22 protein-coding genes are annotated in these 20,557 nt (G+C 65.5%); 9 read left to right on the top strand and 13 right to left on the bottom strand.

Annotation, left to right across the window (positions count from 1 at the left end; translation table 11 throughout):
- The first annotated feature begins 49 nt into the window (after nucleotides 1-49).
- On the top strand, nucleotides 50-1,882 hold the full coding sequence (locus GA0061099_RS32450) for a caspase family protein (RefSeq protein WP_244429363.1): 1,833 nt from the start codon (nucleotides 50-52) through the stop codon (nucleotides 1,880-1,882).
- Nucleotides 1,883-1,901: 19 nt separating this feature from the next.
- On the opposite strand, the gene GA0061099_RS32445 is transcribed toward GA0061099_RS32450, so the two are convergent.
- Together GA0061099_RS32445 and purB are read right to left on the bottom strand one after the other, a co-directional pair.
- Nucleotides 1,902-3,074, bottom strand: coding sequence for a M20 aminoacylase family protein (locus GA0061099_RS32445; RefSeq protein WP_036012899.1), 1,173 nt, complete (start codon nucleotides 3,072-3,074; stop codon nucleotides 1,902-1,904).
- A 168-nt stretch (nucleotides 3,075-3,242) separates the two neighbouring features.
- Complete coding sequence (gene purB / locus GA0061099_RS32440; protein ID WP_036027821.1) at nucleotides 3,243-4,550, bottom strand: adenylosuccinate lyase; 1,308 nt, start codon at nucleotides 4,548-4,550, stop codon at nucleotides 3,243-3,245.
- Between the two features lie 571 nt (nucleotides 4,551-5,121).
- On the opposite strand from purB, the gene GA0061099_RS32435 reads away from it, so the two are divergent.
- A complete protein-coding gene (locus tag GA0061099_RS32435) occupies nucleotides 5,122-5,709 on the top strand; it encodes a TetR/AcrR family transcriptional regulator (protein WP_036012895.1) in 588 nt (195 codons plus the stop codon).
- Between the two features lie 35 nt (nucleotides 5,710-5,744).
- On the opposite strand, the gene GA0061099_RS32430 is transcribed toward GA0061099_RS32435, so the two are convergent.
- From GA0061099_RS32430 to GA0061099_RS32420, 3 genes are all read right to left on the bottom strand, one after another.
- Nucleotides 5,745-6,050: a hypothetical protein gene (locus GA0061099_RS32430; RefSeq protein ID WP_074448241.1), complete on the bottom strand. Its 306-nt coding sequence runs from the start codon at nucleotides 6,048-6,050 to the stop codon at nucleotides 5,745-5,747.
- A gap of 110 nt (nucleotides 6,051-6,160) precedes the next feature.
- Entirely contained in the window at nucleotides 6,161-6,814 is a 654-nt protein-coding gene (locus GA0061099_RS32425; protein ID WP_036027820.1) for a response regulator, read from the bottom strand.
- 7 nt (nucleotides 6,815-6,821) lie between these two features.
- The gene (locus GA0061099_RS32420; RefSeq protein WP_036027819.1) at nucleotides 6,822-8,192 is read right to left on the bottom strand and encodes a sensor histidine kinase; all 1,371 of its coding nucleotides are present in this window, start codon (nucleotides 8,190-8,192) and stop codon (nucleotides 6,822-6,824) included.
- Between the two features lie 198 nt (nucleotides 8,193-8,390).
- On the opposite strand from GA0061099_RS32420, the gene GA0061099_RS32415 reads away from it, so the two are divergent.
- From GA0061099_RS32415 to GA0061099_RS32395, 5 genes are all read left to right on the top strand, one after another.
- Complete coding sequence (locus GA0061099_RS32415) at nucleotides 8,391-9,161, top strand: MotA/TolQ/ExbB proton channel family protein (RefSeq protein ID WP_036027818.1); 771 nt, start codon at nucleotides 8,391-8,393, stop codon at nucleotides 9,159-9,161.
- Complete coding sequence (locus GA0061099_RS32410; RefSeq protein WP_036027817.1) at nucleotides 9,158-9,844, top strand: hypothetical protein; 687 nt, start codon at nucleotides 9,158-9,160, stop codon at nucleotides 9,842-9,844. The genes GA0061099_RS32415 and GA0061099_RS32410 overlap by 4 nt, the downstream gene beginning before the upstream one ends.
- Nucleotides 9,837-10,442 (top strand): hypothetical protein, encoded by a 606-nt coding sequence (locus GA0061099_RS32405; protein WP_036027815.1) that lies wholly within the window; start codon nucleotides 9,837-9,839, stop codon nucleotides 10,440-10,442. Before GA0061099_RS32410 ends, GA0061099_RS32405 begins: the two co-directional genes overlap by 8 nt.
- A gap of 117 nt (nucleotides 10,443-10,559) precedes the next feature.
- The gene (locus tag GA0061099_RS32400; protein ID WP_036027812.1) at nucleotides 10,560-11,300 is read left to right on the top strand and encodes a metallophosphoesterase family protein; all 741 of its coding nucleotides are present in this window, start codon (nucleotides 10,560-10,562) and stop codon (nucleotides 11,298-11,300) included.
- Between the two features lie 3 nt (nucleotides 11,301-11,303).
- Entirely contained in the window at nucleotides 11,304-12,737 is a 1,434-nt protein-coding gene (locus GA0061099_RS32395) for a bifunctional serine/threonine-protein kinase/universal stress protein (RefSeq protein WP_074448240.1), read from the top strand.
- 27 nt (nucleotides 12,738-12,764) lie between these two features.
- On the opposite strand, the gene GA0061099_RS32390 is transcribed toward GA0061099_RS32395, so the two are convergent.
- The 5 genes from GA0061099_RS32390 to rpe form a co-directional block, all read right to left on the bottom strand.
- The gene (locus GA0061099_RS32390) at nucleotides 12,765-12,953 is read right to left on the bottom strand and encodes a hypothetical protein (RefSeq protein ID WP_036012880.1); all 189 of its coding nucleotides are present in this window, start codon (nucleotides 12,951-12,953) and stop codon (nucleotides 12,765-12,767) included.
- A gap of 21 nt (nucleotides 12,954-12,974) precedes the next feature.
- A complete protein-coding gene (locus tag GA0061099_RS32385; RefSeq protein WP_036027809.1) occupies nucleotides 12,975-13,154 on the bottom strand; it encodes a hypothetical protein in 180 nt (59 codons plus the stop codon).
- A 5-nt stretch (nucleotides 13,155-13,159) separates the two neighbouring features.
- Nucleotides 13,160-13,300 (bottom strand): hypothetical protein, encoded by a 141-nt coding sequence (locus GA0061099_RS41505; RefSeq protein WP_167361692.1) that lies wholly within the window; start codon nucleotides 13,298-13,300, stop codon nucleotides 13,160-13,162.
- A gap of 89 nt (nucleotides 13,301-13,389) precedes the next feature.
- Nucleotides 13,390-13,989, bottom strand: a complete 600-nt coding sequence (locus tag GA0061099_RS32380; RefSeq protein ID WP_036027807.1) for a hypothetical protein — start codon at nucleotides 13,987-13,989, stop codon at nucleotides 13,390-13,392.
- Between the two features lie 47 nt (nucleotides 13,990-14,036).
- Nucleotides 14,037-14,738 (bottom strand): ribulose-phosphate 3-epimerase, encoded by a 702-nt coding sequence (gene rpe / locus GA0061099_RS32375; RefSeq protein WP_036012875.1) that lies wholly within the window; start codon nucleotides 14,736-14,738, stop codon nucleotides 14,037-14,039.
- Nucleotides 14,739-14,993: 255 nt separating this feature from the next.
- Between rpe and GA0061099_RS32370 the strand changes: the two genes are divergently transcribed.
- Complete coding sequence (locus GA0061099_RS32370; RefSeq protein WP_036027805.1) at nucleotides 14,994-15,746, top strand: EF-hand domain-containing protein; 753 nt, start codon at nucleotides 14,994-14,996, stop codon at nucleotides 15,744-15,746.
- A 13-nt stretch (nucleotides 15,747-15,759) separates the two neighbouring features.
- On the opposite strand, the gene GA0061099_RS32365 is transcribed toward GA0061099_RS32370, so the two are convergent.
- The 3 genes from GA0061099_RS32365 to GA0061099_RS32355 are packed head-to-tail and all read right to left on the bottom strand — an operon-like array spanning nucleotide 15,760 to nucleotide 19,888.
- Complete coding sequence (locus GA0061099_RS32365; protein ID WP_036027804.1) at nucleotides 15,760-15,972, bottom strand: KTSC domain-containing protein; 213 nt, start codon at nucleotides 15,970-15,972, stop codon at nucleotides 15,760-15,762.
- 48 nt (nucleotides 15,973-16,020) lie between these two features.
- Complete coding sequence (locus tag GA0061099_RS32360; RefSeq protein ID WP_036027803.1) at nucleotides 16,021-17,019, bottom strand: P1 family peptidase; 999 nt, start codon at nucleotides 17,017-17,019, stop codon at nucleotides 16,021-16,023.
- A 55-nt stretch (nucleotides 17,020-17,074) separates the two neighbouring features.
- Complete coding sequence (locus GA0061099_RS32355; protein WP_036027802.1) at nucleotides 17,075-19,888, bottom strand: PAS domain S-box protein; 2,814 nt, start codon at nucleotides 19,886-19,888, stop codon at nucleotides 17,075-17,077.
- 233 nt (nucleotides 19,889-20,121) lie between these two features.
- Between GA0061099_RS32355 and GA0061099_RS32350 the strand changes: the two genes are divergently transcribed.
- On the top strand, nucleotides 20,122-20,508 hold the full coding sequence (locus GA0061099_RS32350) for a response regulator (protein ID WP_036027801.1): 387 nt from the start codon (nucleotides 20,122-20,124) through the stop codon (nucleotides 20,506-20,508).
- Nucleotides 20,509-20,557: the final 49 nt, after the last annotated feature.

The following is a 20,557-nucleotide window of genomic DNA, read 5'->3' as shown; positions in this document are numbered from 1 at the left end:
AATTGCATCCGAGGGGGCTGCAGTGATTCCGTTTCGGCTATTTGGTTTATTGATTTTTGCGACCTTGCTGGCCTGCGGATCGGCACACGCCGATCGGCGGGTCGCGCTCGTCATCGGCAATTCCGCCTACAAGAGCGCGCCCAAGCTCACCAATCCCGCGAACGATGCCACGCTGATCGGCGGCATGTTCAAGAAGGCCGGCTTCGATTCCGTCGATGTCAGGCTGGATCTCAGTGCGAGCGAGATGCGGCGCATGTTGCGCGAGTTCGCCGGCAGGTCACGCGATGCGGATATGGCGGTGATCTACTATGCCGGCCACGGCATCGAGCTCGACGGCAACAATTATCTCATTCCGACCGACGCGACGCTGGAGACGGATGGCGACGTTCTCGACGAAACCATTCCTGTCGAGCGCGCATTGTTCGCGGTCGAGCCGGCCAAGCAGCTGCGCCTGATCATCCTCGATGCCTGCCGCGACAACCCCTTTGCGAAGACGATGAAGCGCACGCTGGCCTCGCGGGCGATCGGACGCGGCCTCGCTAAGGTCGAGCCAACCAGCCCGAACACGATGATCGCCTTCGCCGCGAAGGCCGGCTCGACCGCATCCGACGGCGATTCTCGCAACAGTCCGTTTGCTGCCGCGCTGGTCGAGCACCTGCCGAAGCCGGGCCTCGATCTGCGCAAGGCGTTCGGCTTCGTGCGCGACGACGTACTCAAGACCACCGGCTACAAGCAGGAGCCTTATGTCTATGGCTCGCTCGGCGGCGACGACGTGCCGCTCGTAATGAAGCCGGCCGCAACCGGTCCGCAGGCAAATCCCCAGGACGCGGTTCGCAGGGACTACGAGCTCGCGCTCCAGCTTGCGACGCGCGATGCCTGGGAAGCTTTTTTGGCGACCTATCCGGACGGCTTCTATGCCAGCCTCGCCAAGGGGCAGTTGAACAAGATCGGTGCCGAAGAGACGCGTCTGGCTGCCGAGCAAAAGGCCAGGGCGGCCGAGCAGGAAAAGGCAAGGCTGATCGCCGAGCGCGCCCAGAAAGCCGAGCAGGAGAAGGCGGCTGCTGCGGCCAAAGCCGCTGAAGAGGCGCGGATCGCTGCGGAGAAGCAAAAGCAGATCGAACAGGCCAGGGCGGAAGCGGCCGAGCAGCAGCGCAAGGCCGCCGAGGCGGCGGCCGCGAAAGCGCTGGCCGAGAAACAGGCGGCAGAGAAGGCCAAGGCCGAGTTGGCGGCCAAGCAGGCGGCAGAGAAAGCGGAGCAGGCTGCAAAGCCGGCCGCCGATCGGCAGATGCCCGAGGTCGAGAACCAGAAAGTGGCCGCGCTCGCGCCCGGGCCCGGGCCGAAGACGACCTTATCCCCGGCCGAACTCACGAAATCCGTGCAGAGCGAATTGCGCCGCGTCGGTTGCCTGACCTCGTCTGCGGAAAGCGAGTGGAGCTCGGCCGCGCAGCGCTCGCTGACGCTGTTCAACAAATATTCCGGCACCAAGTTCGACGTGAAGCTGGCCAGCGTCGACGCACTCGATGCTTTGAAGGCCAAGCCGGGACGGGTTTGTCCGCTGGTGTGCAATTTCGGATTCAAGGCCGACGGCGACCAATGCGTGAAGATCACCTGCCGGGCCGGTTATCGTGTCAACGACGATAACGAATGCGAAAAGGTGCAGGAGAAGAAGCCGGTTGCGACGCGCGAGAATTCCAGACCGCGAGACGATGAGCGGAAGGCAAGCGAGTCCGCGCCGTCAAAACCGCAGGCGACCGGTCAGGTCTTTTGCAACAGTGCAGGGTGCCGGCCGGTCCGGCAGGGTTGTCGGCTCGAGACGTGGGGCAATAGGACTGCCGGCCAAACGGCCGGCGGCGGCACCAGCATGGTCGAAGTCTGCAACTGAGCTGGTGATTGCCCGCCTGCTACCCCGCAGGCATTCGTGTTTCCACCAGCCGCGCCCAGAACGAGGCGCCGTGACCCAGAATGTTGTCGTTGAAAACGTAAGCCGGGTGGTGACACTCGTTGCCGTCGCCCATGCCGACCAGCACCATCGCGCCGGGGCGTGCTTCCAGCATGAACGAAAAGTCCTCGGCGCCCATCATCGGGACGAACTTGTCGTTGACGCGCTCAGTGCCGACGATGTCGCGCGCGACGTCGGCGGCGAGTGCGGCCTCGCGGGCATGGTTCATCGTCACCGGATACATCCGCGTGTATTTCGTTTCGGCCGAGCCACCATAGGCGCGGGCGATGCTGTCGGCGACTTCGCCGATGCGGCGTTCGACGAGATCGCGCACTTCGGGGTCGAGCGTGCGCACGGTGCCGGCGAGCTCGGCGACCTCCGGGATGATGTTGAAGGCGGTGCCGGAGTGGAATTGCGTGATCGAGATGACAGCGGACTTCAACGGATCGACGTTGCGCGCCACGATCGATTGCAGGGCGTTGACGATCTGGGAGCCGATCAGCACGCTGTCGACCGACTTGTGCGGACCGGCGCCGGCGTGGCCACCCTTGCCGCGGACCGTGATCTGGATGTTGTCGGAGGAGGCGAGCATCGCACCCGGCGTGGTGGCGAAATGGCCCTCGGGCAGGTTCGGCATGTTGTGCATGCCGTAGACCTCCTGGATGTTCCAGCGCGTCATCAGTCCGTCCTCGACCATCGCCTTGCCGCCGCCACCGCCTTCCTCGGCGGGCTGGAAGATCATCACGGCCGTGCCGTCGAAATTGCGCGTCTCGGCGAGATATTTGGCCGCGCCCAGCAGCATCGCGGTGTGGCCGTCATGGCCGCAGGCGTGCATCTTGCCGGGGACCTTCGAGGCATAAGACACGCCCGACGTCTCCATGATCGGCAGCGCGTCCATGTCGGCGCGCAGGCCGATGGTCTTGCCGGAGGCCGACTTGCGGCCGCGGATCACGCCGACCACGCCGGTGCGGCCGATGCCCGTCACCACCTCGTCGCAGCCGAATTCGCGCAAGCGATCGGCGACGATGCCGGCGGTGCGGTGGACTTCGTAGAGCAGCTCGGGGTTCTCGTGGAAGTCATGGCGCCAGGCGGCCATTTCGTCGGAGAGGGCGGCGACGCGATTGACGATGGGCATGAGGGAATCCGTTTTCTGGTTGTCGTTTGTAGGGTGGGTTAGCCCCGTGGATGCGCAAGCGCATCCACTAGGCGTAACCCACCACGGTTTCCGTGGGAGCGAAAGAGGTGGGTTACGCCCAGCGGACTGCGCTTCGCGCAGGCCGCAAGGCTAACCCACCCTACGATCCTACGCTTCCCCGAACACGCGCCTGAAGATCGTGTCGACGTGCTTGAGGTGATAGCCGAGGTCGAACTGCTCCTCGATCTCGGCGTCGGTGAGATATGTCTTCACCTCACTGTCCTTCTTCAGCAGCTGAAGGAAGTCGCCTTCGCCGCGCCAGACCGGCATGGCATTGCGCTGCACGAGCTTGTAGGCATCCTCGCGGCTGGCGCCCTTCTGGGTCAGTGCTAGCAGCACGCGCTGCGAATGCACGAGGCCGCCGAGGCGGTCGAGATTCTTCTGCATGTTGGCGGGATAGACCAGCAGCTTGTCGATCAGGCCGGCGAGGCGCACCAGCGCGAAGTCGAGCGTCACGGTGGCGTCCGGGCCCATCATGCGTTCGGCCGAGGAGTGCGAGATGTCGCGCTCGTGCCAGAGCACGACGTTCTCCAGTGCCGGCGTCACATAGGCGCGCACCATGCGGGAGAGGCCGGTGAGGTTCTCCGACAGCACCGGGTTGCGCTTGTGTGGCATGGCGGACGAGCCCTTTTGTCCCTCCGAGAAGAACTCTTCGGCCTCCAGCACCTCGGTGCGCTGCATGTGGCGGATCTCCACGGCGATGCGCTCGATCGAGGAGGCGATCACGCCGAGGGTCGAGAAATACATCGCGTGACGGTCGCGCGGGATCACCTGGGTCGAGATCGGCTCCGGCACGAGTCCCATGGCCTTGGCGACATGCTCTTCGACGCGCGGATCGATCTGCGCGAAGGTGCCGACGGCTCCGGAGATCGCGCAGGTCGCGACCTCCTTGCGCGCCGCGATCAGACGGTCCTTGGCACGCGTGAATTCGGCATAGGCATAAGCGAGCTTGAGGCCGAAGGTCACGGGCTCGGCATGGATGCCGTGGCTGCGGCCGATGGTCGGCGTCATCTTGTGCTCGAAGGCGCGCTTCTTCAGCGCGGCCAGCACCTTGTCGAGGTCGGCGAGCAGCAGGTCGGCGGCGCGGGTGAGCTGGACGTTGAGGCAGGTATCGAGCACGTCGGAGGAGGTCATGCCCTGGTGCACAAAGCGCGCCTCGGGGCCGACGATCTCGGCAAGGTGGGTGAGGAACGCGATGACGTCGTGCTTGGTCTCGCGCTCGATCTCGTCGATGCGGGCGACGTCGAAGATGGCGTCCTTGGCCTTGGCCCAGACCGTCCGGGCGGCCTCCTTGGGGATGGTCCCGAGCTCGGCGAGGGCGTCCGCCGCATGCGCCTCGATCTCGAACCAGATCTTGAACCGGGTCTGCGGCTCCCAGATCGAGGCCATTTCCGGGCGGGTGTAGCGGGGGATCATGGGCGGCTCCAGGAAGGTGGGCGGGCGGTCCCGAGAACGGCGGCGCCGGCCAAAATGCTTTTTACGCCGTGATGTAACAGAGCAGGCAGGGCGAAACAAACGGTCTGGGCCCCGGAAGAAGGGCATCGCCGACCTTTCTATCGGATCTATCGGACCGGCCGGCCGGGATGGCGGCGCCTGGCCGCAGATATTAGCTGTCAATCACGGATCATTGACTGACAGATATTGAAATCTGTCAGCGGGACGTGTATATCCGTTCTCGGACGCTCCGATTGGGCGTCCCGCGACAAGCCCCGGGGAGCCCGACATCCGAGCCACGCTCGGATCGGAGGGCGGATTGAAGAGCGGGGACCGCGGACGAATGGAGACTTAGACAATGACGACCGAAATCCTCAATTTCACCGGCGTGATTGGGCATTGGCTCAATTTGCTGGTGGCGCGCCAGATCGCGGCGCAGGCTGCAAAACTGCCGCATTAAGGCATAGGCTTTCCGAAACGACCGGCCAGGGCGCTTCGGAAGCAGCCCTACTGCCGGAGTAAACTGAGCCCTGAACGGGAACATGGTGCTGGCATGAATGAAGCTGTTGTCTTGACGCCGGAGCGGATCCTCGAAGTCACCGAGGACGTGCTCAGGCGTTACGGACTTGCCAAGGCCACCGTGGTCGACGTTGCCCGTGCGCTCGATGTGAGCCACGGCAGCGTCTACCGTCATTTCCCCAGCAAGGCCTCGCTGCGCGAGGCCGTTGCCAAGCGCTGGTTGGACCGCATCGACGCCCCGCTGCTGGCGATCGCCAGGGAGCAGGGATCGGCGCCCGACAGGCTCGACCGCTGGCTGCGCACGCTGTTCGCGGCCAAGCGTTCGCGTGTGCTCGACGATCCTGAAATGTTCGAGACTTATCTGACTCTGGCGCGTGAGGCATGCGCGGCCGTCAAGTGCCACAAGGACACTATGATCGACCAGATCGCCGCGATCCTGACCGACGGCGTGCAGCAGGGCGAGTTCGCCGTGGGCGACGTCAAGGTGACCGCGCGCGCGATCTTCGATGCGACCGTCCGCTTCCACCATCCGGCCCATGCCGAGGAGTGGAAGGACGCCGATCTCCCCGCGCGCCTCGATGCGACGCTGGCGCTGCTGCTGCGTGGGCTGAAGGCGGCCTAAGGCCGCAGAACCCGTTCAGCCCTGGGTGCTGTCAATCAACCTCGCGTTTTCTGGAGAGCGGCGCCGTCCCGGGGCAAGGGTGCGGATGCCGAATGTCTGCGCGTGTGGAAGGCAGGATCGGACGATGGCACGACCGGCGGACTATCCGGATAAGCGTTGACCGCGATTTCGACGGCATCCTTCGATCGCCTTCGAAGCCGGTAGAATGTCAGCTCCTGATCGAACATGGGGCAGCGAAAGTGGACGATGGCGGTGTCCGGCAGACGGCAAAGTTCGTCGATGAGCTCGCCTACTGTGATGATGGGGGGATGGTCGACTGCTTTGGGGTGACCCTTACTCATGACCCTTTACTCCTTGTCTGCCGTACTAACCGGAGCCGGATCGGAACCGTTCCAATTTCGTTCGGCAGATTGAGGATCGCGAGGGATGAGCCTGTGCGGCAGCTTTGCTGCTAGATCCTCGTCAGCCCGCAGGTCGCGGCGAGCCGCACCAGCTGCGCATCGGTGCGCGCGCCGGTCTTCGACTTGATCAGGTAGTGATAGTTCTGCACGGTCTTGACGCTGAGATTGAGATGCGCCGCGATCTCTTCGGTGGTGGCGCCGCCGGCGAACTGGCGCAAAATCTCGATCTCGCGCTCGCCCAACTGGTCCAGCACCGAGCCGGTCGGCGACAGGCTGTCCTCCGCCAGCACATGTGCGATGTCATCGCTCATGGCGCGCTCGCCGCGGGCGACGCTGCGAATGGCGTTCACGACCGCGGACGGCTCGCTGCTCTTGGTGACGAAGCCGGAGGCGCCAGCGCCGAAGGCCGCCTTCACCAGCACGGCCTCATTGTGCATGGTGAAGACGAGAATGCGGGCCCGCGGGCTGCGGGCGCGGATGTTGCGGATCGCCTCCAACCCGCTCGCGCCGGGCATCGAAATGTCGAGCACGACCACGTCGGGGTCATGCGCCTTGAACGCGCCGTAGGCGTCGGCGGCGTTGTCGGCTTCCGCCACGACATGCAAATCGCCCTGGCTCTCCAGCACGCGCCGATAGCCTTGCCGCACGATCGGATGGTCGTCGACCAGCAGCACGGAGATGCCTGTTGCCGCCACCTCGTTCATTCCGGCCTCATGCAGCGAGCGGAATGGTGGCGGCGATGCTGAGGCCGCGGTTCGCGGGCAGGATCGACAGCGATCCGCCGGCGGCCGTGACGCGCTCGCGGATTCCGGTGAGGCCGAAGCCGGCCGATTGCGCGACACGCTCCGCATCGCCGCCGCCGTCGTCCTCGACGCGGATCAGCAGCGCATCGTCCTCGCCGGCGCGCCGCTCGACGCGGAGCGAGATCTCGCGCGCTGCACTGTGGCGCAGCGCGTTGGTCAGGCATTCCTGTGCGACTCGATAGGCGGTGGTGGCGGCCGGGCCGCTGATATCGGTGAGGTCGCCCCTGAGATCGAGCTGGATCGCCGGCCGCGCGGCGCTGTGCGAGCGCCAGCTGTCGACGAGATTGACCAGGCTCGCCTCGAGCCCGAGCTCCTCCGGCAGCGGATTGCGCAGCCGGTTCAGCGCGTCGCGCAGCGAGGCCATCAGATGGTGCGTCGCCTGCGAGATCATGCGCGCGTCTTGCGCGATCCCATCATCCTTGTGCCGCTTCGTGCTCGCCGTCTCGATCGTGTTGGCGAAGGCGAGAATGGCGGACAGATTCTGCCCGAACTCGTCGTGCAGCTCGCGGGCGAGCGCGCGGCGCTCGTCGTCGCGGATCTCGATCAGGCGGCGCGTCAGCGCGGCGCGCTGCTCGGTCGCTTCCTCCAGCCGGCCGCCGAGCTCGCCGACGGCGCTGCCGATCATCGCCAGCTCCATCGAGCGGAAGCGCGGCAGCCTGGTGCGATATTGGCCGCGCGCCATGCGCTGAAGCGCGGTGACGATCGCGCGCGCCGGCGCCAGCGCGTGCGCGATGGCGAGCGAAGCAAGCAGGGCGATCGCCGCCGCCATCAGCAGCGCGACGTCGATGACGTTGAGGACGTAGTCCCAGGCGAGCGCGATCGCGGCGGCCGCATGGGGCGTCGCAACGACGGCGCCGGCGGCTGCGGCGCGGGGACTGACGGGCCGCACCACCTCGGCGTGGCTGCCGAGGAAGCTCGGCACGATGGCGGCGAACCAGCGCGGCGGCGTCTTGCCCAGCCCCTCGCTCTGGCCGCAGAGCGGCTTCTCGAAGGCCGCGGCCGGCTGGAACTCGACGCAGACGCCGGGCGAGATCAGCTTCATCGTCTCCAGCGTGCGCCACTCCGGAACCGGCAGGAGATGCTCGCGCGCCCTGCTGCTGCGCAACAACAGCTCGCGCCAATACAGCGCCTGAAGCGCCTGCGCGACCCGCTGCGCCGACGCCGCCGTCGCCCGATCGACGCTGCGATAGGCATCGAACGTGGCCCATACGGTCGCGGCTCCCAGGCACAGCGCTACGATTAGAAGCAGGCGGGCTACAAGCTGAAGCACGAGGCGCATGCGATCACCCCCGACGTTTGCTAAGGTCAGCCTAACAACGCCGCCGTGCCTTGCCAATCGCAGAACGCTAGGGATTGCAGCTCGGGCAAATTTCCCAAGCCGGATTGGGCATGGGTCTTTGGACCTGAAACGGCGGCTTTGATCTAATCGGTGAGGACACGTTGCAGGCCGGCGCCTGCAAGCCAGGAGCGGTGCAGCATGAGTTCGATAACGATTGGACCAATCGCAAGCCAGGCTGCCGATCCATCCGAGCGCAGCGCGCTGCTGTTCTGGATGATCTTCACCGGGCTGTCGATCTTCGCTGTCGTGCTGCTGTGGCGCTTCGGCCTGATTCACCTGATGCTGACCTCGGATCGCACCTACATTTCAGCGGTGATCGCGGCGCTCTACGTCCTCACCTGCGGCCACTGCTTCCTGCGGACCCGGGCCATCGCGCGGGAAGGGGCGGCGACGCGGCGCTGCCGCGCGGTGCTGTCGGCAGCGGGCGGCAGCAAGGCGCTCGATGCGAGCGCCGTGGCGCTGCCGCGCGGTCTGGTGCGCGACCACATCGAAAGCCTGGTGACCAAGGCCGCGGCGCAGGACTACCGGCCGGTCGACCAGACGCTGCTGCTACGTAATCTCGCCGATCGCTTGCGCGGCTCCAACGGGTTCGGCGCCTTCGTCTCCGATACGCTGATGAAGCTCGGTCTGCTCGGCACCATCATCGGCTTCATCATCATGCTGGCGCCGATCGCGGGGCTGGACGCCGCCGACAAGGTCGCGATGCGCTCCTCGATGGGCTTGATGAGCGACGGCATGGCGATCGCGATGTACACGACGCTGGCCGGCCTTGTCGGCTCGATCCTGATCCGCATCCAGTACTACATGCTCGACGCCGCGACCCAGCGGGTGTTCTCGGACGCGGTGGTGCTGACCGAGACCTATGTGACGCCGGTGCTGGAGCGCAAGGGTTCGGGAACGCCGTCATGATGGATGATTTCGGTCTCTATCCGCGCGAGGAGCCGTTCGACCCGCTGGGCGTGATGCTGTTCAAGGCGCTCCAGGTGATCGCCTTCCTGTTCTTCCTGGCGCTGCTGGCGGTCTCCCCCGACGCCAAGGACGGCAAGATCGATTCCAAGGCGGAGTTCATGATCACGCTGGACTGGCCGGACAACCACCCCGACGATCTCGACCTGTTCGTGCAGGATCCCGCCGGCAACATCGCCTGGTATCGCCACCGCGAGGCCGGCTTCCTCACGCTCGACCGCGACGACCGCGGCGGGGCCAACAATTTCATCATCGTCAACGGCAAGAAGATCGCCTCGCCGATCCGCGAGGAGATCGTCACCGTGCGTGGCATCCTCGCCGGCGAGTACGTCGTGAACGTCTCGCATTTCGTCGCCACCACGGGCGAGCCTGTGACGGCCGGTGTGAAGGTGCAGAAGCTCAATCCGACCGCGCAGGTGATCTTCGACAACAAGTTCACGCTCGACCACACCGGCGACGAGAAGACCGCGGTCCGATTCCGGATCGATGCGGAAGGCAAGGTCGTCGATGTCGAACAGCGGCCGAAATCGCTGTTGGAGACGTTCCGCAGCAGCTGGCGCAACGGCGGCGATCTCGATGCCAGGACCGGTGTGAGCAGGAACGCTACGAGGGTACGCCGTGAGTAACCTGCAAACGGTCATCCTGACGCTATCGGTCGCGTATGCCGTCATCGGCGCGCTGCTGCTGGTCGTTCTGGTCTATGCGCGGCTGCACTGGTCGCTGAAGGCGGTCGCCGTGGTCGTGACCAGCACCTTCTACATCGTCAGCTTCACCGAAATGCGCGGCCTGCTCGGTTGGGCCAGCACGGAGCGGCTGCCGACCACCTTCAAGCTGCTGAAGGCCCGCATCGTCGAGCCGCATTCGCTTGAGGGCGATCCCGGCTCGATCTATCTCTGGGTCGAGGCGCTGGACGAGGACAATCGCCCGAGCGGCATCCCGCGCGCTTTTCGTGTGCCCTACAATGACCGGCTGGCCGACAAGACCCACGCCGCCGAGAACGAGATCGCGGCCGGACATCCGCAAGGAGGGCGCGCGGCGGATTTCGGCGGCGGCGACGGCAGCCTGATCGACCTGGTTCGAGAATATGTGACGCCGAAGACCATCCTGGAGACCAGCGGCGGCGATTCCTCGACCGGCGAGTTCACTGCGCCGCCGGCCGGTGCCCAGGACGCGGTGTTCACGCCGATTCCGCCGCCCCGGATGCCGCCGAAGGACGAGCAATAGGCCCATCACCATCATCGTAGAGCAGCGCTGGCAAACGGCCCAGTGCTGGCGCATCCTGTTGACCTCCCTCAATTTGGCCTCATCGGCCCCGAATAAGAATCTGAGGGTGGAGGGTACGTGCTTCTCGCTGTCTTCTCGGATATCCATGGCAACAGGCAGGCGTTCGAGGCCTGCCTGAAGATCGCGCGTGCGAAGGGCGCGGAGGGCATCGTCCTGCTCGGCGACTTCGTCGGCTATGGCGCCGATCCGGAATGGGTGGTGGACACCGCGATGGAGCTGGTCGCGCAGGGCGCCGTCGCGGTGCGCGGCAATCATGACCAGGCGATCAATTCCACGGCCGAGACGATGAACGCCGAGGCGCAGATCGCGATCGAATGGACCCGCGGCCGCCTCGACACGGCGCAGCGGCGGTTTCTGGCCGAATTGCCGATGCAGGTGGAGGACGATGGCCGCCTGTTCGTGCATGCGGAAGCCTCGCATCCCCAGCGCTGGCACTATGTCCGCTCGACCATGGACGCCGCCAAGAGCCTGATTGCGACACGGGCCCACGTCACCTTTTGCGGCCACATCCACAGGCCGGCGCTCTATTCGATGTCGGTGACGGCGAAGATGACGAGCTTCGTGCCGAAGACCGACGTCCCCGTGCAGCTCCTGCGCGGACGGCAATGGCTCGCCGTGCTCGGCTCGGTCGGCCAGCCCCGCGACGGCGATCCGTCGGCGGCCTTCGTGCTGTTCGACACCGAGTCGTGCCAGATCACCTATTGCCGCGCGCCCTATGACGTCGAGACCGCAGCGAGCAGGATCCGCGACAACGGTCTGCCGCCTTGGCTTGCCGACCGCTTGTTGCAGGGGCGCTGACGGATGCCGAAACCCCTGGTCAAGTCAGGCGCGGAGATCGACGGTTTTACGATCGGCGAATGCGTTCATGCCGGCGGCATGGCGACGCTGTGGACCGTCACCCATCCCGGCATCGACGTGCCCTTGCTGATGAAGATCCCGCGGGTGTCGGAGGGCGAAGACGCCGCCGCGATCGTTTCCTTCGAGATGGAGATGATGATCCTGCCGCGGCTGGCGGGGCCGCACGTGCCGGCCTGCTTCGGCACCGGTGATTTCGCCCGCCAAGCCTATGTCGTGATCGAGCGCATTCCAGGTGCCACGCTGTACAAGCGGCTCCCCGACCTGCCGCTGCCCTATGACGAGGCGCGGCAGCTCGTCGCCAGGATCGCCACGGCGCTTGCGGATCTGCACCGGCAGAACGTGATCCACCACGACATCAAGCCGAGCAGCATCATGTTCCGCGAGAGCGGCGAAGCGGTGCTGATCGACTACGGCCTGTCGCATCACAACCACCTGCCGGACCTGTTGCAGGAGGAATTCCGCCTGCCTTACGGCACCGCGCCCTATATGGCACCCGAGCGGCTGCTCGGGGTGCGCGACGATCCGCGCAGCGATGTGTTTTCGCTCGGCGTGCTGCTCTATTTCTTCACCACCGGCGAGCGGCCGTTCGGCGAGGGCGAGACGCTGCGGGCGATGCGGCGCCGGCTGTGGCGCGATCCGCATCCGCCGCGGAAGCTTCGTGCGGATTATCCGCCCTGGCTTCAGGAGGTGGTGTTGCGCTGTCTGGAGATCGAGCCGGTGTGGCGCTATCCGACCGCGGCCCAGCTTGCCTTCGATCTCGCTTATCCGGACCAGGTCAAGCTCACCGCGCGCTCGGAGCGGGTGAAGCGCGATTCCCTCGGCATCGCCTGGCGCCGGCGCTTCAACCAGGGTGTCATGGCGCCGCGCGCGAAATCGGATGTCGCAGCCCAGATCGCATCGAGCCCGATCCTCGCCGTTGCGCTCGACACGGCGGAGGGCGCTCCGGAGCTGAACGAGGCGCTGCGCGTGACCACCCAGCGCATCCTCGCCACCTTGCCCTCGGCGCGGCTTGCCTGCGTCAACGTGCTCAAGCTGAACCGGATTGCGATCGATCGGACGTTGGACGAGCAGGGCTCCAACAAGCATATCGATCGTCTGGTCGCGCTCAGGCATTGGGCAACGCCGCTCAAGCTGGACGAGAGCCGGCTGTCGGCTCATGTGCTGGAGGCGGTCGATCCCGCCGCCGCGATCCTGGAGTTTGCCAAGGCCAACCAGGTCGACCACGTCATCATCGGCGCGCGACAGAGCTCGTTCCGGCGCATGCTGCTCGGCAGCGTGTCGGCCAAGGTGGCCTCGGAGGCGAGCTGCACCGTCACCGTGGTGCGGCCGCCGCGATTGGCGGGGGACGGCGGCGGGCCGGAGGCCGGCGAAGGTTAGGCCGGCCGGGGCGATTTGCGGGCCGGATCAGGCCGCGTGGACGGCAAACGCGCGCTTGCGGCGGATCGGCCAGGAGAATTGCGGTCCCGGCTCGCCGTGATCGGCGCTGCCGCCGAAATACTGGATGATCTCGCGGCAGGGCTCGCAATTGAACAGGTTACGCGACGCGGACGCCTTGGTCATTTCCTTCAGGCAGTTCGGGCAATGCGGTTTCATGGGTGGTCCGGAAAAGAGGTCTTAGTGTCGGCGCGGCGAGCCAAGCGAACGGTCGAGGTCCGAATTGTCGAGCCCGGCATCGTCGTCCAGCGTGCCATCGGCGTGCTCGAGGCGGCCGAAGAAATAATCGAGGCTCGGATGCGGGCGCCGTGGAATCCGGCACCGGCGCTTCGGCTGACGCCTCACGAGTGCGATCTGCATGGACGTCAGCCCCTGGTGCGGTCGCGACGGATGTTGCGGGCCGGACGTGCCGGGGCCTCGACCGGTCCGGCCGAGGGACCGAACACCACAAACGCACTGAAACCAATCCACAACGCCACGCCAGTCCAAACCAGGGTCGTCGTCATGATGTGCTCCCGCGAAACAGGCAGGAATCACTTGCAGTGATTTGCGCGAATCAGGGAAGTCCGGATGAGTACGGACCAAGGCTACAATTTTAAGCTTTGCGCCTTGCAGAACCCGTGGAAGCCGCAGTTCTTCCCGCGTGCGACCGACGTACTTTGCCGGTGCGCGCATGATCGAGGATATCCCGGATGCGCCTTGCGTCTCGAACACAGCGAAACCCATAGCGCCCGGTGTAGTCGGTATCGGGCGAACGGGTCGAGCGCCCTGACGCAAAGTTCAGGTGGCCGACGCCGCCGCCGATGTCGAGGATTTCGAACACTTCATCCATGGCGTCGAACGAAGTAGCGGTCACGCTGCGTCTGCTCCAGGCCGTGCGCACGATCAGCGCGCGGCGGTCGGTGATCACATAAAGCGTCTGCAGGTCTTGCAGCAGCATCACGAACGGAGCTGCAATCATCCCAACTCCAATCATTGCCAGAGGTTGGGTCGCTTGGTCGATCCAATCCTTGCTGACGGCGATGACGGTCAGCAACAACCAGGGAAATCCGATCCACCAGAGAAATCGCCACATTGTCGCGTTGGCGATGGCGTCGGGCTGCCCCTGCCAGACCACTTGCTCTCCATCATGAAGGGACTCGGCGAGAAGACGAAGCAGGCCGGCAGTAAACGGAGTGGCGCGGAGTTTATCCATTCCACTTGGTCGTAGCGGCCGCGGCTCCGGTTCGGATAGCGATGGTCTCAGATCGCCTCGCCGCGTGCCCCAAGTGCCGCGTTGCGGATCGCGGCGATGTTGGTCTTGTAGGCCTCCTGCGTGCCGCCTTTGAACACCGAGGTGCCCGCGACGAAAGCGTTGGCGCCGGCCGCGGCGAGCGCACCCGCGACATCGGGGCCGACGCCGCCGTCGACCTCGATGTCGATCGGGCGGCCCGCAACCATCGCGCGGATGTCCCGGATCTTGTTGATCGCGGAGGGGATGAAGGCCTGGCCGCCGAAGCCGGGATTGACCGACATCACCAGCACGAGGTCGACGAGGTCGAGGACGTATTCGAGCGCGCTGATCGGCGTCGCCGGATTGAGCGAGACGCCGGCCTTCTTGCCGAGCGCGCGGATGGCCTGGAGCGAGCGGTGCAAATGGGGACCTGCCTCCGCGTGCACGGTGACGTGGTCGCAGCCGGCCTTCGCGAAGGCCTCGAGATAGGGATCGCAGGGCGAGATCATCAGATGCGCGTCGAAGATCTTCTTGGTGTGCGGGCGCATCGCCCTGATGACGTCAGGACCGTAGGAGATGTTCGGAACGAAGTGCCCGTCCATCACGTCGAGATGGATCCAGTCGGCGCCGGCGGCGTCGACGCTGCGCACCTCCTCGCCGAGCTTCGAGAAATCCGAGGCCAGGATCGAGGGCGCGATGGCCAGGGGGCGGGGGGCGAAAGCTTGGGTCATGGCGCGTTTTCCCGGGGGCGGACGGACGACGAATGGCCTCGCCTAACATGGGCTCTTGTGGCGGGCAATGCAGGAGGGGCGCGCTTCCTGTGGGCGGAAATTTCTGCCGCCGGCGGCATGAATTGCCGATGTTCCCGCGGCCTGCACGACCCGACGGATGCGGAATTCGTTGAGCTTCTCGCGATGGCACGGCGCTTGCTGAGTTCAGCCGCAGAACATTGGTCGCGGCATGCCGCATCCTGTTGGAGTTGTGCAATGTTGTTCGCCCTTGGTGCGGTATCGAGCGCGCTCGACGCGATCCAGTCGCTGACGAACGCGAAATCGTCGTCGGCGGCGCACAAGACCGGCTCCTCGCAGAGCGCGCCGACCAATCCGTTCGCAATCGACAGCGGCAGCAGCAGCACGACCGGCGCGACCTCGTCGGTCAATGCAGGTAAGTATCCGCAGATCTCGGCGGAGACGATGAATGCGCTGTTCGCGGCGCAGGGCCAGTCGGCCAACGGCACATCCTCGACGTCGAAGGGCCGGGAGGCTGCGCTGAAGGATCTGTTCTCGCAGATCGACGTGGATGGCGACGGCAAAATCACCAAGTCCGAGTTCGAGGACGCGCTCGGCGCGGGCGGCACCAACCTGGCCCAGGCCGACGACGTGTTTTCGAAGATGGACGCGAATGCGGATGGCAGCGTCAATCTCGGCGAGATGACGAAGGCGCTGAGGGGCGGTCACGGCCGTGATCACGCGGAAGGCGCGGGCGATGGCTCGGATTCCTCGTCGCAACCCAGCCGCGGTTCGACGTCGACCACGACGACCAATGCCGACGGCTCGACCACCACCATCGTCACCTATGCCGACGGCTTCAAGATGTCGACCACGGTGCCGGGCGCCGCCGGCTCGTCGAATGCGAAAAGTGGCGGCAATTCGCCTTATGATTGGTTCGGGCAGATGATGCAGCGCCAGGCGCAGGCCACTGCGGGATCAGCAGCTTCATCGATGTCGATCAGCGTGTGAGCGCGTCCCGAAGTTACCCGGCAAGTTCGTGGGTGATGTCACGACAGGCATAGCGGTCGCGGATCTCGCGATTGAAGAACGTTCCTTTTGCGCGCGCATCCCTGAACGCAGCAGCGATCTCGGGCGGAACATCCTCATAGACATAGAGGCGCCCGCTGACGAACGTCACCTTCAGTTCGCGTCTCTCTGGCGCATAGCGAAAAAAGCGGATCACGGAAGAGGGCATGGCCGCACACCTTGTCCGCCGGGTAACGCTTGGGTGACGGTTTCGTTTCTAGCCGAACCGGTCCTTCCAAGCCGCCTGCGCGCCCGGAAACGGTAGGGCCGTCGCGCTGTAGACGCCGCGGGCGATCGCGCGGGCGACCACGTTGGCGGCGATCGTGCCGAGCTCGGTGAGGCCAACCAGCGGCTCGATCGGCGTTTCACAGGTGGCGGCGGCGAACAGCACGTCGCCGTCGGTCGGCGCATGCACCGGATAGATCGCGCGGGCGAAGCCGGTATGCGCGATCATCGCCAGCCGCTTGGCCTGGGGCTTGGTCAGCACCGCGTTGGTCACGACGGCGCCGATGGTGGTGTTCTCGCGCGCGCTCGCGGCAGGACCGCCCTTGATGCGCATGCGGAGCATGTCCTCGGTGAACTTGTCCGGCAGGCCGCGTCCACCGAATTCGCTGTCCACCTCGAACGGCGCCGCCCAGAACCACGGGCCATTGCCGACGGTGACGCTGCCCACGGCGTTGACGGCGACGATCGCCGCGACCTTGATTCCGCTCGCCGTCACGGCCGATGCCGAGCCAAGCCCGCCCTTGAACGTCGCGGTGGTGGCGCCGAAGCCGGCGCCGGCGCTGCCAAGCGCGAAATCCGCGCTGGTGGCGGCAGTCGCCGCGGCATAGCCGAGGTCGCGATACGGCGAGAAGCGTCCCCAGGCCTTGTCGCCGCCATTGAGCAGGTCGAACAGGATCGCCCCCGGCACGATCGGGATCAGCGCTTCGCGAACCCGGTGGCCGCGGCCCTGCTCGGCGAGCCAGGCCTGCACGCCGCCGCCGGTGTCGAGGCCGAAGGCCGAGCCGCCCGACAGCGCGATAGCGTCGACGCGCTCGACCGTGTTGGCGAGATCGAGCAGTGCATCCTCGCGCGTGCCGGGGCCGCCGCCGCGCACGTCGATCGCGGCGATCGCAGGAGAATCGAAGATGATCGCGGTCGCGCCGGAACCGACTTTCGGATCTTCGGCGTGGCCGACCCGGACGCCGGCGATATCGGTGAGAAGGTTCTTCAAGGCGGCCTCGTGTTTGAGAATTCACGATCTGCGATAGCGCAGCAATGCCGCAGGCTCAACCGGCGAGCGCGGTCCTCAGCATCTTGGCGAGCTCGGACTTGCGGTAGGGCTTGGCCAGCAGCAGCACGCCGGAATCGAGCCGGCCGTGATGGACGATGGCGTTCTCGGTGTAGCCCGAGGTGAACAGCGTCTTCAGGTCGGGGCGGCGCTTGTGGGCTTCGTCGGCCAGCTGGCGGCCATTCATGTTGCCGGGCATGATGATGTCGGTGAACAGCAGGTCGATGGTCTCGTCGCTGTCGATGATATTGAGCGCCTCGGCGCCGTTGGCGGCCTCGAGCGCGGTATAGCCGAGGCTCTTGACCTGCGTCACGACATATTGCCGCACCAAGGCATCGTCTTCGACGATCAGGATCTTCTCGTTACCGCCGGTGATTGGCGCATTCTGGAGCGATTCGAACTCGGTCTCCTGCACACCGGTCGAGCGCGGCAGGTAGATCTTCACGCTCGTGCCGTGGCCTTCCTCACTGTAGATCTTGATGTGCCCGCCCGATTGCTTGACGAAGCCAAACACCATGCTGAGGCCGAGGCCAGTGCCCTTGCCAACCTCCTTGGTCGTGAAGAAGGGATCGAATACCCGGTCGATCAGCTCGGCAGGAATTCCGGTGCCGGTGTCGCTGACCGCGATCATCACGTAATTGCCGGCAACGACGTCGGGGTTCATGCTGGCATAGCCGTCGTCGAGGAAGATGTTGCGGGTCTCCAGCACCAGGGTGCCGCCCTCGGGCATGGCGTCGCGCGCGTTCAGCGCGAGATTGAGGATCGCGGTGGAGAGCTGGCCCGGGTCGACCAGTGTCGGCCAGGCATCCTCGGTGAGCTGCGGCATGATGGTGATCTGCTCGCCGAGCGTCGGATGCAAGAGCTTGGCGGCTTCGAGCGCCAGTGCGTTGACGTCGATCTCGCGCGGCTGCAGCGGCTGCTTGCGGGCGAAGGCGAGCAGGTGCTTGGTCAGCTGCGCGCCGCGCTCGGCGGCGTCGTCGATCAGCTTGGTGATCGCGGCAAGATCGGGCCGGTCGGCGACCGCGTCGCTGAGAATGCCGATCGTGCCCGTGATCACGGTCAGCACGTTGTTGAAGTCGTGGGCGACGCCGCCGGTCAATTGGCCGATCGAGTCCATTTTCTGGACCTGCCGGAGCTGGGCTTCGGCGGCCTGCTTGTCGGTGAGGTCGCGGCCGATGAAGAAGTGGCGTTTCACCGGCTCGGACCAGGTGCCCATCCAGTTCAGCGTGACCTCGTGACCGTCGTAATGGTAGTAGCGCGCCTCGAAGCTGCGCTTGACCGCGCCGCGACGGGCCGCCCGCATCTCGCTCCGCGTCTTCTCGAGGTCGTCGGGATGGATGAACTCGATCGCGCTGTGCCCGACCATGTCCTCGGGGCTGTAGCCGAGAATGTTCTGCACGCTCGGGCTGACCTGGACGAAATTGCCGTAGCCGTCGGTGACCAGGATCAGGTCCTGCGATGTCTCGAAAATCCGCTGGCGTTCCTCGGTCTCGCGGCGCAGCTTCTCTCTAGCCTGCTTTTCTTCCGTGATGTCGTGGGCGATCTTGGAAGCGCCGATGATCTCTCCATCGTCGGTCCGCAGCGGCGAGACGTTCAGGACGACGTCGAGCGGGCGGCCGTCTTTGCGGATTCGGACCGTCTCGTGCTGGGCGATCGATTCATTGCTGGCGATCTGGTTGAGGGTGCTTCTGATCTCGCCCTTGCGATCCGGCGGCACGATGATGTCGATCGGCTTGCCGACGGCCTCGGCGGCGGAGTAGCCGAATAGGTTTTCGGCGGCCTTGTTCCAGCTGGTGATGATGCCGTCGAGCGACTTGGTGATGATCGCGTCATTGGAGGATTCGACCACGGCGCCGTACAGCGCGAGGCGCTTGCCGAAATAGTCGCGTTGCGAGGCCGATTGCTGGCGCAGCTTTCCGACGAGGCCCACTGTATGCGCCTGGAGGCGGACATTCTCGATCAGAAGCACCGCGAGCACGAAGGTCGCCGCGGCGAGGCCGTAGAGCCGGCCGGCATAGAATCCGAGATCGAAGCGCGCGACGTTGACGATCGCCGACAGGGCGATGTCGAACAGCCAGGCGCACATGACCACCATGAGCCAGATGTCGATTACCGTATGTGGCCTGCGGAACCAGAGCGAGACCAGCGCGGCAAAGCTCAGCGACCACACGAAGGACACGACGCCGATCATGGTCGCCGTGTAGCGGCCCTCGCTCAACAGGACCGGCAACAGATCGTGCTGCGCGGTGACGATCCAGGCGAAGACCGCCATCGCGGCGACGACGCCGAGCCCGCAGGCATAAATCGCGGTGCTTACCGCGCCGCGGATCCGGGGCCCACCGTCTTTCTCCTTCAGCCAGGCATATGCCATCACGCAGAGCGGAAAGCCGGCGTGCCAGATCATGTAGAGCCACACCGTGGTCTGTCGGCCCGCGCCCAGGAGTCCGGTCGGGGTGAACAGCCCTGGGAAGGTGAGGGCATGAACCAGCGCCCCCGCGGCGGTGAAGAGATAGCCGCTGGCGAGCCACAGCAGCGCGCGGGTGCGCAGGATCGCAAATTGCGACAGCAGCAGCACTGCCGTGACGATGTCGCTCACGGCCAGCGCGGATTGATAGCTGGCGACGAAGGCTGGCACCGGCAGGAGCGGGGTACCGGCGAAGGGCACGGCTGCGGCGAACAGGAGCGAGGACACACCGACAATCGTCAATGCTGCAGTGCGGTCGGCCGACGTGGCCGGCAGGGTCGACAGAAATGTGCTTCGGTCGATCGGCGCAGGCACGTCCATTTCGCGCGAGTAGATGGGCTTGAGCATCTCCGCTAGTCTCATTCGCCGGCAGTCCGTTTATCGTAGCGGGTTCTGGGCGCAGGTGGTCACGGAACCGGTTTACGACTCAACCGAGGGTTACAGCTTACCTAATTTCGGTGAGAGCACGGAACAGGGATTGGTAAGGGGCACTTTACTGGGCGGTGTCATAATGCCCTGCCGCTGCGGCCGGTTCCAGGCTTGAAACAGGCGATTTTGATTTCGAGATCGGGAGTTTGCCCATGCCCCGCGTTCTCATCATCGACGACCAGAAGGACGTCCGCGCGATGGTGGCGATCGTGCTTCGGGTCAACCATTTCGAGGTCGTGGAGGCCGAAACCGGCGCGGCGGGGCTGAAGGCCTTTGCGGAAAGCCGCTTTGACGCGGCGATTGTGGACATCTTCCTCGGTGATACCAGCGGCGTCGACGTCATCACCGCCTTGCGCGAACGCGCGCCGGCGCTGCCGGTGATTGCGGTATCCGGGATGACGGCACTCGATTTCATGGACCAATCGCCCCACCTCGCCAACGTGGTCGGCCTGCAAAAGCCGTTTCGGCCGAACGATCTGCTGCAGGCCCTGCGGAAGGCCCAGGCCGCGGCCGGCGACGAGATTTCGGCCGCGGTCTGACCGGCAAAAGAACGCCCCGGCAAGCCGGGGCGTGGTCGCGATGGCGGGA

The sequence above is a fragment of the Bradyrhizobium yuanmingense genome, assembly GCF_900094575.1.
GTDB lineage: Bacteria > Pseudomonadota > Alphaproteobacteria > Rhizobiales > Xanthobacteraceae > Bradyrhizobium > Bradyrhizobium yuanmingense.
Note: the sequence above shows the minus strand (reverse complement) of the source record. Positions and strands in the feature narration are given on the sequence as shown.